9 protein-coding genes are annotated in these 12,764 nt (G+C 47.7%); 4 read left to right on the top strand and 5 right to left on the bottom strand.

The window, feature by feature from the left end; all coding sequences use genetic code 11:
* Positions 1 to 57: 57 nt before the first annotated feature.
* Complete coding sequence (locus ACHKAR_RS18600; RefSeq protein WP_395418918.1) at positions 58 to 957, top strand: cation diffusion facilitator family transporter; 900 nt, start codon at positions 58 to 60, stop codon at positions 955 to 957.
* A gap of 149 nt (positions 958 to 1,106) precedes the next feature.
* Here the strand turns inward: ACHKAR_RS18600 and katG are convergent, their stop codons facing one another.
* The 5 genes from katG to ACHKAR_RS18625 all read right to left on the bottom strand — a co-directional run bounded on the left by katG (position 1,107) and on the right by ACHKAR_RS18625 (position 9,899).
* A complete protein-coding gene (gene katG / locus ACHKAR_RS18605) occupies positions 1,107 to 3,341 on the bottom strand; it encodes a catalase/peroxidase HPI (RefSeq protein WP_395418919.1) in 2,235 nt (744 codons plus the stop codon).
* Positions 3,342 to 3,620: 279 nt separating this feature from the next.
* Complete coding sequence (locus ACHKAR_RS18610; RefSeq protein ID WP_395418920.1) at positions 3,621 to 5,066, bottom strand: TolC family protein; 1,446 nt, start codon at positions 5,064 to 5,066, stop codon at positions 3,621 to 3,623.
* The gene (locus ACHKAR_RS18615) at positions 5,050 to 8,235 is read right to left on the bottom strand and encodes an efflux RND transporter permease subunit (protein ID WP_159581186.1); all 3,186 of its coding nucleotides are present in this window, start codon (positions 8,233 to 8,235) and stop codon (positions 5,050 to 5,052) included. Before ACHKAR_RS18615 ends, ACHKAR_RS18610 begins: the two co-directional genes overlap by 17 nt.
* Before the next feature lie 24 nt (positions 8,236 to 8,259).
* Complete coding sequence (locus ACHKAR_RS18620) at positions 8,260 to 9,342, bottom strand: efflux RND transporter periplasmic adaptor subunit (RefSeq protein ID WP_159581188.1); 1,083 nt, start codon at positions 9,340 to 9,342, stop codon at positions 8,260 to 8,262.
* 152 nt (positions 9,343 to 9,494) lie between these two features.
* A complete protein-coding gene (locus ACHKAR_RS18625) occupies positions 9,495 to 9,899 on the bottom strand; it encodes a hypothetical protein (RefSeq protein ID WP_395418921.1) in 405 nt (134 codons plus the stop codon).
* 516 nt (positions 9,900 to 10,415) lie between these two features.
* On the opposite strand from ACHKAR_RS18625, the gene ACHKAR_RS18630 reads away from it, so the two are divergent.
* The 3 genes from ACHKAR_RS18630 to ACHKAR_RS18640 all read left to right on the top strand — a co-directional run bounded on the left by ACHKAR_RS18630 (position 10,416) and on the right by ACHKAR_RS18640 (position 12,763).
* Positions 10,416 to 10,802 (top strand): HU family DNA-binding protein, encoded by a 387-nt coding sequence (locus ACHKAR_RS18630; protein WP_159581192.1) that lies wholly within the window; start codon positions 10,416 to 10,418, stop codon positions 10,800 to 10,802.
* A gap of 225 nt (positions 10,803 to 11,027) precedes the next feature.
* Complete coding sequence (locus ACHKAR_RS18635; protein WP_395418922.1) at positions 11,028 to 11,885, top strand: hypothetical protein; 858 nt, start codon at positions 11,028 to 11,030, stop codon at positions 11,883 to 11,885.
* A gap of 188 nt (positions 11,886 to 12,073) precedes the next feature.
* Positions 12,074 to 12,763: a helix-turn-helix transcriptional regulator gene (locus tag ACHKAR_RS18640; RefSeq protein WP_395418923.1), complete on the top strand. Its 690-nt coding sequence runs from the start codon at positions 12,074 to 12,076 to the stop codon at positions 12,761 to 12,763.
* Position 12,764 lies beyond the last annotated feature (1 nt).

Raw genomic sequence — 12,764 nt, forward strand, 5'->3', positions numbered from 1 at the left:
CCGGGAAAAAGCTTCATTAAAAAACCTGAAATACTTTAGCTTCGAGGCGCGCTGTGCATGGAGCACCGTGTGGGAACCATACTCGGCATGGACAACGAGCAAACAGCTATCAAAACCTCTTATTTCAGCATTATTGGTAACACCAGCCTTGCGATCATCAAAGCATTGGCCGGTTTTTTTGGCAATTCGTATGCGCTCATAGCAGACGCGATTGAGTCTACCACTGATATCTTCTCCTCCTTGCTGGTACTCTTCGGGCTCAAGTATGCCCGCAGGCCCGCCGACGAAAACCATCCTTACGGACATGGTCGGATAGAGCCCCTTATCACCTTTCTGGTGGTGGCCTTTTTGGTCACCTCTGCCACCATCATTGCTTACGAAAGCATTCTTCACATCCAAACACCCCATAAGGTGCCCCAACCCTGGACATTGATTGTACTGGGCGGCATCATCGTATGGAAGGAGGTCTCTTACCGCATCGTCATACGAAAGAGTGAGCTAACCAACAGCTCATCGCTTCGCGCCGATGCCTGGCACCATCGCAGTGACGCCATTACTTCCGTGACCGCATTTATTGGTATCTCCATCGCCATCATCTTCGGCAAGGGCTATGAAACCGCCGACGACTGGGCAGCACTTGTCGCCTCTGCTTTCATCTTGTACAACAGCTACCTGATTTTCCGACCTGCCCTCGGTGAGATCATGGATGAACACCTCTATGATGACCTCCAAAAAGAAATCAGAGCAGTTTCCCTGACGGTTCCAGGGATCCTGAGCACAGAAAAGTGTCTGATCAGAAAAGCCGGCATGCAATATCACATAGATCTACATGCCCGTGTAGATGGTCAAATTAGCGTCACTGAAGGCCACGATCTTGCTCACCTGCTGAAAGACACCCTGTGTGAAAAGATCCCCACGCTAGGCCACGTATCCATCCACATAGAGCCCCAAGGGTAATCAAAAGCGTCATTCACCTGTCAAACCAGGCAGAAAGACTCAACAGACCCCCTTGGCATGATCGCTTCTCAATCCCCATGGCATCAAAAAAGGTGATCAGTTTCCTGGTCACCTTTTGCATTCCATAGTACGATAATCTCTTCTGAAATCTACGCCAGATCGAAACGATCCAGGTTCATCACCTTGGTCCAGGCTTTTACAAAGTCCTGTACAAACTTCTCCTCAGAATCCGCACATCCGTACACCTCAGCGATGGCCCTCAGTTCAGAATTAGAACCAAAGATCAGGTCTACCCGGGTGCCTGTCCACTTCACAGCCCCTGTGGCACGATCACGTCCCTCAAAAACAGCTTCTGAAGCTGATGTGGCCTTCCATGTGGTGCTCAGGTCCAGCAGGTTAGCAAAGAAGTCGTTGGTGAGGGTCTCAGGTCGTTTGGTGAATACCCCGTGCTTAGACTGATCAAAGTTCGTATTCAACACACGCATCCCTCCTACCAAAGCAGTCATTTCAGGAGCAGTCAGCGTCAATAGCTGTGCACGATCCACCAACATTTCCTCTGCAGAGGCTTGATGTTTCGGTTCAAAATAATTTCGGAAACCATCTGCGCCTGGCTCCAGCACGGCAAACGACTCTACATCTGTTTGTTCCTGAGTGGCGTCAGCGCGCCCGGGAGTGAATGGTACCGTAACCGAGTGACCGGCATTCTTAGCCGCCTGCTCTATGCCGGCACTACCACCCAGCACGATCAGATCGGCCAGAGACACCTGCTTCCCTGACTGGGAGCTGTTAAATTCCTTTTGGATTCCTTCCAACTTCTGGAGCACTGCCGCCAATTGTTTAGGGTTATTCACCGCCCAATCCTTTTGCGGTGCCAAACGAATGCGTGCGCCATTGGCTCCACCACGCTTATCCGAGCCCCGGAAAGTGGAAGCCGAGGCCCATGCCGTAGCCACCAGCTGTGACACAGTGAGGCCGGAATCCAGAATTTTACCTTTTAGTGCAGCGATATCTTTATCATCCACCAGTTTATGCTTCACGGCGGGCAAAGGATCTTGCCAGCTTAGCTCCTCTGAAGGCACCTCAGGCCCCAGGTAGCGCGCCAGAGGCCCCATATCACGGTGCGTCAGCTTATACCAGGCTTTTGCAAAAGCATCTGCAAACTGGTCGGGGTTCTCATAAAACCGTCGGGAGATGGGTTCATAAATTGGATCCATTCTCAAGGCCAGGTCAGTAGTCAGCATAAATGGGGCGTGGCTTTTCGATGGGTCATGTGCATCTGGCACAGTACCCGCTCCAGCTCCACCTTTGGGCTTCCACTGGTGTGCTCCGGCCGGGCTTTTGGTCAGCTCCCACTCAAATCCAAAGAGGTTCTCAAAAAAGTTGTTACTCCACTTCGTAGGTGTGGTGGTCCATGCGCCTTCCAGACCACTGGTAATGGTGTTGACTCCACTCCCACTACCCAATGTATTTTTCCAGCCAAGCCCCTGCTCTTCTATGCCCGCCGCAGCAGGCTCCGGACCCACATACTTGCCTGGGTCGGCAGCTCCGTGTGTCTTGCCAAATGTGTGTCCGCCAGCGATAAGTGCCACGGTCTCTTCATCATTCATGGCCATGCGGCCAAAAGTCTCTCTGATGTCGCGTGCGGCAGCTATTGGATCAGGTTTTCCGTTAGGTCCCTCGGGGTTCACATAGATCAGTCCCATCTGCACCGCTCCCAGAGGGTTTTCCAACTCCCGATCACCGGTGTACCTCTTGTCTCCCAACCACTCGGACTCAGATCCCCAGTACACATCTTCCTCGGGCTCCCATACATCCTCACGGCCTCCTGCAAAACCGTATGTTTTAAAGTCCATGGATTCTAGCGCACAATTACCCGCCAGAATCATTAGGTCTGCCCATGAAATCTTTTTGCCGTACTTCTGTTTGATAGGCCAAAGCAATAGACGCGCCTTGTCCAGGTTGGCATTATCCGGCCAGCTGTTGAGTGGGGCAAATCGCTGAGTGCCGGATCCGGCACCGCCACGGCCATCTGAAATGCGGTAGGTACCCGCACTGTGCCATGCCATCCTGATAAAGAACGGACCATAGTGACCATAATCTGCCGGCCACCAGTCCTGGGACTTGGTCATCAACTCAAACAGATCTTTCTTCACAGCTTTAAGATCCAGCTTTTTGAACTCCTCAGCATAGTTAAAATCCTCACCCATAGGATTGGACAGAGAAGAGTGCTGACGCAGTATGTTCAACTTCAATAGGTTAGGCCACCAGTCGCGGTTGGAAGTACCACCACCGGCTCCCTGTTTCAATGATCCGCCATGAAAGGGGCATTTGCTTGCATCGTTCATGTCGCCTACCGATGCACCTGAATGTTTACTGTTTTCCATTTTTGAGAGATTAAAGATTTATTACTTATAGACAAATATGCGATTACATATATTTATAAATATTATACACTCATTAGCTGAGCTTATGACTTACACCTGCTCTAACAAGTTACCGGATTCCAAACCGTTTCACAAAGTCATCTGTACACAACCCCATTGTCTCAAGGGACAAATAGTTTGCTATTGAGAAGGATATACCCATTAGCATGAAAACAAAAAGCCATTTTGCAGTCATGCAAAATGGCTTTCTACCTTAAACGTTAACCAATAGCTACCTGATTAGCGCCAGCCGCCACCAAGGGCCTGGTAGATATCGATCCAGGCGTGCATCTGCTGCATTTTGGTCTCTATCAGGTCAAATCTGGACTCCAGCGCGTCGCGCTGTGTCAGCAACACCTCCATATAGTCTGCCCGTGCAGACCTGAAGAGTGTGCTGGAGATCTCAATCGACTCGGTAAGTGCCTGCACCTGACGTTCTTTCAGTTCGTAGCTGCTCCTCAGGTTATTGATATTGGAGAGCTGATTGGCCACTTCTATGTAGGCATTCAAAATGGTCCGCTCATAATTGTAAACGGCCTGAATCTGCTTCGCATTGGCATTGTAATAAGTGGCCTTAATGGCATTCCTGTTGATCAGCGGGGCTGCCAGATCTCCCGCCAGCGAATAGATCAGTGACTCGGGTGTTTTCACCAGGTAGGTAGGGTTAAACGCCTGGTAGCCGATACCCGCCGTGATCCCAACAACCGGGTAAAACCTGGCCTTGGCCACCTTCACATCCAACTTCGCTGATTCCAGCTCCAGCTCTGCTTGCCGCACATCGGGGCGGTTTTCCAGTAGCTGTGCCGGAATGCCCGACTGAATACTATCAGGCATCAGCCCGATGAAAACCTCCGAATCTCGGAGTACAGGCTGGGGATATCTACCCACCAGAAAGTTGATCCGGTTTTCAGTTTCTATGATCTGCTGCTGAATGCCGTACTGAAGACTTCTGGTGTCCAGCACCTGCGCTTCGAACCGTCGCACGGCCAGCTCTGTCACCCTGGTCGCTTCCTTCTGCAGCTTCACGATTTCCAGGGCATTGCTCTGGATGTCTATGTTCTGCTGCACGATCCTCAGCTGATTGTCAAGTGCCAGGAGCTCATAATAAGAATTCGCAATCTCGGCAATGAGGTTGGTAACCATGAAGTTTTTGCCGTCCACAGTAGAGAGGTAGTGCGTATAAGCAGATTTTTTAGCATTGCGCAGCTTTCGCCAGACGTCCAGCTCCCAGGTGGCATAAGCCCCTACCATGAAATCGCCAAGCGGCTCAGGAAACTCCTTGCCGGGTTTGATGTCATTGTTGGCTTCCAATGCCCCGTTTCGCGTATATCGACCTACCTTGTCAGCGCCAGCACCGGCTCCCAGCCCCACAAAGGGCAGGTACTCTCCCTTCCTTGCCATGACCTCATTTCTGGCGATCTCGATCTCCTGCAGGGTGATGTTCAGCTCCTGATTGTTATTAAGGGCTGTATCAATCAGTGCGATGAGATTTGGATCGGTGAAATACTCCCGCCAATTAATTCTGGTAGTCGTATTGGTGGTGTCCTGAGAACTTTTATAAGCCTCAGGAAGTGCCGTATTGGCGGTTTTTTTCATCGCCAGGTCAGGAGTACAAGCCGTAACACTTACCACAAAAGAGGCTATTCCTAAATATTTATAAATCGTTTTACTAAGCGCTGTGGTCATTTTCATTTGATTTTTTGTGTTGAGGTACTTCCGACAAAGGCCTGTCGTATTCATCACGGATCATTTGACGACCATCCGCCAGACTTCCGAAAATGTAATAAAGGCCCGGGATAATGATTACCCCGAAAATGGTTCCCAGTAACATCCCGCCCAGGGCAGAGGATCCAATGGTGCGGTTGCCAATGGCTCCGGCTCCAGTAGCTATCACCAATGGAATCAATCCCGCAATAAAGGCAAATGAGGTCATCAAAATCGGTCTGAAACGGACCTTCGCACCTTCAATGGCCGCCTCAAAAATGGTGGCTCCATGTCGGTGCTTCTGCACGGCAAACTCCACGATCAGTACGGCATTTTTTCCCAGCAAACCTACCAGCATGATCAATCCGATCTGGGCATATATATCATTGTCAAGTCCCATCAGCTTCAGCATGAAAAAGGAACCAAACACCCCTACCGGAAGTGAAAAGATCACAGCCAGGGGCAGAATGAAACTTTCATATTGCGCTGCCAGCACCAGATAAACAAAGGCCAAAACGATAATGAAGATGTAAAGGGACTCATTCCCCCTTCTGGCTTCATCGTATGAAAGTCCCTCCCAGGCAATGTCGTAGCCCTTAGGCAGGGTTTCGCTGGCCACTTCACGGATGGCCTGAATCCCCTCAGCAGTGGTATACCCCTTTGCGGGCAATCCACGGATAGCTGCCGAATTGTACATATTGTATCGGGTCACTTCATTGGGGCCCTGCTTCTTCTCTATTTTCATAAATGAAGAATAAGGCACCATCTCCCCATGATCATTCTTGACAAAGAGCTTCAGGATATCAGAAGGAAGTCTTCTGAATTCGGGAGCAGACTGGACATATACTTTGAAGAAACGTCCAAAACGAATAAACCCCTGCTCATAGGTACTGCCTATCAGGATGTTGAGGTTTTCCATGGCGCTCCCGATCGAAACCCCTTTTTGCATGGCTAGCTCATTGTCTATCACCAACTCATACTGAGGATAGTTCGCAGCGAAGAAGGTAAACAGACCGGTAAGCTCAGGTCGCTTGCTCAGATCATCCATGAACTGCTTATTGATTTTATCAAACTCCTGATAGTCCGTATCGGTGGTTTTGTCCAACAATCGCATGGAGAACCCACCGGAAGATCCAAAACCAGGGATGGCCGGCGGCTCGAAGAACTCCACAATGGCCCCGAGGCCCTTCGATTTCTCCTCCAGCTCTTCCATGATTTCCGTCACGGAATGCTCACGTTCAGACCAGGTCTTCAGGTTAATCAGACAGGTACCTGCATTGGAGCCCCGCCCCTCGGTCATGATCTCATAGCCCGCCAAAGAAGACACGGACTCCACACCCTCTATTTCCTCACAAATTTTCTGGAGTTTCTGAGACACCTGATTGGTTCTTTCCAATGTAGCCCCGGGAGGGGTTTGGATAATGGCATAGATGGTGCCCTGATCCTCACTCGGAATAAAACCAGCTGGCAGGATATGATTTTCAAAGAGGATTCCCAGACCAAAGACGAACAGGATCACGAAAGTGAGCGCCCTTTTATTCACGATCACGCGCAGCAGACCTGTATACTTTCCGGTCAGCCTGTCAAACCCGCTATTAAACTTATCCAACACCTTGTTCAGTAGGTTTTTCTTACGCGGTTGTCCGTGGTTGTTTTTCAGCAGAATAGCACAGAGCACCGGTGTGAGGGTGAGCGCTACCAAGGCCGAAATCACGATGGAACTCGCCATGGTGATGGAGAATTGTCGGTAAAAGGTACCCACGGGACCTGTCATGAAGGAAATAGGCAGGAACACTGATACCATCACCATGGTAATGGCGATGATGGCTCCGCTGATCTCCCCCATCACTTTCCTCACCGCATTGTACGGCGACAGGTTCTCTTCTTCCATTTTGGCATGGACGGCCTCCACCACCACAATGGCATCATCCACCACTATACCAATGGCCAGTACCAGTGCAAAGAGCGTAACCAGGTTGATGGAAAGCCCAAACATCTGTATCACAAAGAAGGCTCCGATCAACGATACCGGAACGGCCAGAATCGGGATGAGGGTAGATCGCCAATCGCCGAGGAAGAGAAATACCACCAGGGCTACCAGCACAAATGCATCACGCAGCGTATGTGTCACCTGCTCGATAGAGGCATCCAGGAATTTAGAGACGTCATAGCTGATCTTGTAATCCATTCCGGGAGGAAAATCAGCCCTCATCTCTTCCAGCTTTGCTTTCACATCTTCAATCACCTCACTGGCATTACTCCCGTAGTTTTGTTTCAATACAATGGCGGCCGAAGGATGACCATCCAGATTGGAGTAGATATCGAAAAACTCACTACCCAGCTCAGCCCAGCCTATGTCCTTTAGGTGAATGCTTTCGCCCTCTGCATTGGCACGAATAATGATTCCTTCGTACTCCTCGGGTTTATTGAATCGGCCCTTGTAAGTAAGCACATACTCCAGCGACTGAGCAGCAATACCGGAGCTCTGACCGATCCTTCCCGGGCGGCCAATGATACTCTGCTCACCCAGGGCTTCCATCACTTCATCGATGGAAATATTGTAGGCCCGCATGCGATCCGGATTGAGCCAGATACGCATGGCATAGGTACGGCTACCCAATATCTGTGTCCTGGCCACCCCGCTGATCCTGTTGATTTCGGGGATCATTTTCACGTTGGCGTAGTTGTACAGAAACTTCTCATCCATGTCCTCGCCCTCACTATAGAGGTTGACATACATGAGCATACTGGGCTGGATAGGAGTGATAATGACGCCCTCTCGCTGTACCAGCTCCGGCAGCAGCGGCATCACCTGATCCACCCTGGTCTTCACCCTAATGACGGCCTGGTTGGGATCCGTACCCGGTTCGAAAATGACACTAATGGTGGCCTCTCCTGCACTGGTAGCATCAGTGGCCATATACCTCATACCCTGCACACCGTTGATGGAGTTTTCCAGGGTGATCAGTGTAGACTTCACCAGCACATCGGCACTGGATCCGGGGTAAGCAATGAAAATACTTACGGTAGTCGGGGCAATTTGGGGAAATTGCGAAATAGGTAACTGTTTGATGGCCAGTGAACCTACAAAAACGATAATGACCGAAATGACAATGGCAAAAACCGGCCTATGTATGATTTGACTAAACATTTTCTCTGTTTTTTAGGTCTCCAATTATTCAGAATACAGCTCCAAATTTGATATCACGGACAGGGGCTCCATGAAATCATAGCTGATCTCGTCGTTCTCCCTTACCAGACGCAGACCTTCCAGAAGTATCTTGTCGTTTTCATCCAGACCATCCTGGATCACATAGATGTGCGGCATCTCAGCCACAATACTGATTGCTCTTGAGCGGATCTTATTTTCTTCATCCACCACAAAAACGTATCGTTTATCCAGGATCTCGAAAGTAGATTTCTGAGGGATCAGCAACGCCCCCTTGAGCGGGGTGGTCATGAGCACGTTGCCCGTTTCGCCATGTCGCAGCAGCCTTTTGGGGTTTGGGAAGGTAGCCCTGAAGGCAATGTTGCCTGTTTCGTTATTGAACTCCGCTTCAATGGTTTCTACCACTCCTTCGTGCGCAAACAGTTTGTTATTGGCCATCAGGAGCTTTACCACAGTCTTTTCGGTAGCCTTCACATTGGATTCAAAATCGAGGTATTCAGCCTCCGGCACATTGAAATATACCCACATCGCACTGTTGTCGGAAATCTCTGTGAGCAGCTCTCCCTCATCCACCAGACTACCCAGCCGCACATGAAACCGGTCCATGATGCCATCAAACGGGGCTCTGATTTGGGTGAAACTGAGGTGAACTTCCGCCAAAGCCACTTCAGCTTTCGCCTTCTCGAGTTTCGCTGCGGCCAGGGCCAGCTCATTGGGAGCCACTACATTGCTCTCTGCCAGCCGCTTGGTGTTTTGGTATTCTATTTCGATAAAACTGGCTTCAGCCTGTGCCTTTCTCAGCTCGGCCTCATATAGTCTGGGCATGATCTGAAACATTAGCTGGCCTTTTTTCACAAACTGCCCCTCATCAACATAGATGTTTTGCAGGTAGCCTTTTTCCAAAGCCCGCAGCTCTATGTGCTGGATAGATCGGATCTGACATACGTAATCCTTGGTGATAGAGGTGTCCATTCGGATAGGACTGGTGACCAAAAATTTAGTTTCCTCGTGGTGATGTTCTTTGTGCGATTCACAGCTTGTGTAGAGCAGTACTGTACAGAAGCTCATGAGAATGAAAATTCGATTCATGTTAGTTTTTAACTTTTTTAAGAAGGTATTATTGATTCTTTGGACGGTGTAATAGATACAAGCACACATTTCATTTGGATGAATCCAAAGAAGGCAAAGCATTGTAAGAAGTAACCGATGGGATTTTGGGTATTAGAAAACCCAAACAAGTATTATATCCTGATCACGCAGAGCAGGATATTGAGCGACTCATAGGATGAGAAGAAGTTGAAATAGTTGCGAAGCGCCAGACTTTTCTTGAGATAGCGAAAATAGTCCCCGGGTAGCTGGGTGTAAAAATGGCTCGCATAATGGCTGTTGGGTCCGAGGTGTTTTCGGGAAGACGTCTTTTCATCCTCCTTTTCCTCATACTCCGCAGCATCCATAATAGCCACCTCTTTTTTGGTAGCAGATGTCGCAGGAGCAAAAACTAAACCCTGCTCGTGGTATGGGACGCCAAGTGTTTGGCTGTCAAACTCACTGAAACTTTCGTTGAAGGTATTGTCATCGATAGGTGTATACAGCTGACCATGGCCAATCAGCAGAAGGATACACAGAGATAGAAGATATTTGATCAATGTCTTTATCATCGAAGCGGCAAAAGTACACCAAGATAACTATTCAGAATGCCTTTGCAAATTAAAATATTGTTATCAAACTGGCAAAGGTTGGTTTTGGTTGCACCAAAAGTGATAATTAGTTGACCTATTTTCAATGCCTGCCCTGGCCTGCTACATCACTCCGGAGTATGGCCCATAAGCGAATACCACTGGCCAATTGGCACAAGGAATGATCACTTCTGAGTAGGCCGTCCCGCAAGCCGCATGGTAGTCCCTGGAGTTCCTCCGTCCGGCGTTACGTCATCCACACCCCCTTTTATCCTAAAGAAACCGTGTTTTTACCCTAAAGCTGCCTATGAATCACTCTACAGAAGGCTAAGAAAGAGTAAAAAGATACGTATTTTTTATTATTTAGATACATATCTTTTTTTAATAAGATAGGTATCTTTTTTATTTTAGATACGTATCTTTTTAGAAAGCAATAGCTTACCATTGGATAAAACATGGTATAAAACCAAACAACTTCTACCTATCATGGCCATCAACTATAAAGTAGTCAGCAAAAGACCCGCCGGTATAGCCGGGGATAAACCGACCAAATATTACCCTGTGCTCACCAAACGGAAGGTGGCCAACACCCGGAAGATTATAGACAGGATCAGCAAGAACTCCACCCTGAGTGGCGCCGATGTAGTGGCGGTCTTCGAAAGCCTCAGAGCCATCATCCCCGAGCTGCTGGGCAGTGGCATGAATGTGCGACTGGATGGTGTGGGGACATTTAGCATCCATGCCCGGAGCAAAGGCCAGGACACCCCAGAGGCGGTGACTTCCAGAGACATAGACAGTCTCAAGATCAGCTTCCTGCCGGATAAGGATGTAAAATCCATGCTGAAGACCATCGATTTTCAGAAAGTAAAATAGGGCTAAACAGTACCATGAGCCCTACCCCGTGCCGGGCGAGCTATTGCAAATGACGTGAAGAAATGCTAGTTTGTTGTACCAAACTGAAAGGCCTGCCCCGATGGTAACTGCATACTCCCGCTGGTAGCCCTAATCAGATAAATTAAACAGCATGTACACAGTAACAGCGGGTGGTTGTTATGATCAACTGCCGTATTTTTAAGCATATTCTCAACCCATAAAATCATGAAAAAAATATTACTTCTATCTACTCTTACATTACCATTGACCCTTTTTTCGCAAGATATTCCTTTAAGCTCAGGGAGTGCAATTGTCGGAGAGAATGGGCCCACTCAACTGCTTTATTGGAATGGTACCGATGTATATTATGGTAGAAAGTTATCAGGTATGATTGGAGTTAATAGTCATAATTTTAGAATTGATGGCAATACCAAATTAATGATAAATAATTTGGGGAATATTGGTATTGGAACTACTAGTCCTCAGTCTAGATTAGACATAATGTCAAGTGCAAGTGGTAAGTCATTAAGACTGATTGGTGATAATCTAGATATAGATTTTCATATAGGTCACAATGGAACGACGCATGGTTTTTACTGGCGCTATAAAGGAACTGGAGCTGGAAACTTAAATGACTTAGAATTATGGTCAAATAATCAATCCAATACGGATTTGATGGTATACAAAGTTCATCAAGACGGCAATATGTTTTTTAAGCAAAAAATTGGAATCGGTACGGAAGATATTGGATCTCATCAAATGGCTGTTGAAGGTTCAATCGGTGCAAGAGAAATCAAAGTCGAAGCAACTGGATGGTCAGATTTTGTTTTTGAGAATGATTACGAACTCAGAACACTTGAAGAAGTCGAACAACACATAAAAAAACATGGCCATCTTCCTGAAATTCCGAGTGAAGCAGAAGTAACCGAGAACGGTATCAACCTTGGTAAGATGAATGTTAAACTTCTACAAAAGATTGAGGAGCTAACTCTTTACTTAATCGAACAAAACAAGCAAAATCAGGCTCAACAAGCTAGAATCGAACGGCTGGAGCAGAAAATATCTCGGCTTGAAAACGAATAAAAAAAGATCACAGCAGGCACTCCGCCCTTATTGAGAGTTGTCTCCAGCCAGGTAGGTCATTCCGGCTGCAGTGTAGCGGAAGACCGGAATCTCTTTCGTTGGTTGAGATTCCGGTATTTTGAATCGCTTCGCTCCACAAAAATGGAATGACCGTAAATAAGACATGAGCCAACCCGAAGCTTTAGAAGATGATAGACAATGACATCAAGAGAATTTCAAGGTTAACAGCAATACTCACACAACTACAGACTGTACGTTTATTAACTGCACCAAATCTTGCTGAAAAATTTGGTGTATGCATCCGAACCATCTATCGAGACATCAAAGCTCTGGAACAGGCAGGTGTACCAATCTTCACTGAAGAAGGCAAAGGATACAAACTAATGGAAGGATACAAAATACCTCCCGTCATGTTCACAGAGAATGAAGCCAATGCATTAATCCTCGTAGAACAACTGGTGCTCAAAAACAAAGATGCTTCACTGGTTAAAGAGTACACAGAAGCTATTCAAAAGATTAAAGCCGTCCTCAAAAATGAGGTGAAGGACAAAGCCAATTTACTTTCAGACAGAACCCGAAACGAACTGAACCTAAACACGGAAAGAACGAGTAACAACCTCACCATCTTACAACATGCTCTGACAAATCACTGCTTGGTCAAAATCGACTATGTAAACGAAGCAAACAAGCAATCTCAAAGAATCATAGAACCTTTTGCCTTGCTAAGTACAGATAACTGGCTACTCATCGCCTGGTGTCAACAAAGAGAGGAATTCAGGTATTTCAGACTGGATCGGATCGCCAAAATGCAAGTGCTTTCGGAAAAGTTCACCCCTCATGATATGACACTCCAGGAGTATTTTGATAAATACCATTAAT

The organism is Marinoscillum luteum, from assembly GCF_044005705.1.
GTDB classification, from domain to species: Bacteria; Bacteroidota; Bacteroidia; order Cytophagales; family Cyclobacteriaceae; genus Marinoscillum; species Marinoscillum luteum.

Bases quoted from the DNA above. Each gene is read 5' to 3' on its own strand.
- ACHKAR_RS18615 (WP_159581186.1), bottom strand. From the start codon at position 8,235: ATGTTTAGTCAAATCATACATAGGCCGGTTTTTGCCATTGTCATTTCG.
- ACHKAR_RS18640 (WP_395418923.1), top strand. From the start codon at position 12,074: ATGATAGACAATGACATCAAGAGAATTTCAAGGTTAACAGCAATACTC.
- ACHKAR_RS18600 (WP_395418918.1), top strand. From the start codon at position 58: ATGGAGCACCGTGTGGGAACCATACTCGGCATGGACAACGAGCAAACA.
- ACHKAR_RS18620 (WP_159581188.1), bottom strand. From the start codon at position 9,342: ATGAATCGAATTTTCATTCTCATGAGCTTCTGTACAGTACTGCTCTAC.
- katG (WP_395418919.1), bottom strand. From the start codon at position 3,341: ATGGAAAACAGTAAACATTCAGGTGCATCGGTAGGCGACATGAACGAT.
- ACHKAR_RS18635 (WP_395418922.1), top strand. From the start codon at position 11,028: ATGAAAAAAATATTACTTCTATCTACTCTTACATTACCATTGACCCTT.
- ACHKAR_RS18610 (WP_395418920.1), bottom strand. From the start codon at position 5,066: ATGACCACAGCGCTTAGTAAAACGATTTATAAATATTTAGGAATAGCC.
- ACHKAR_RS18630 (WP_159581192.1), top strand. From the start codon at position 10,416: ATGGCCATCAACTATAAAGTAGTCAGCAAAAGACCCGCCGGTATAGCC.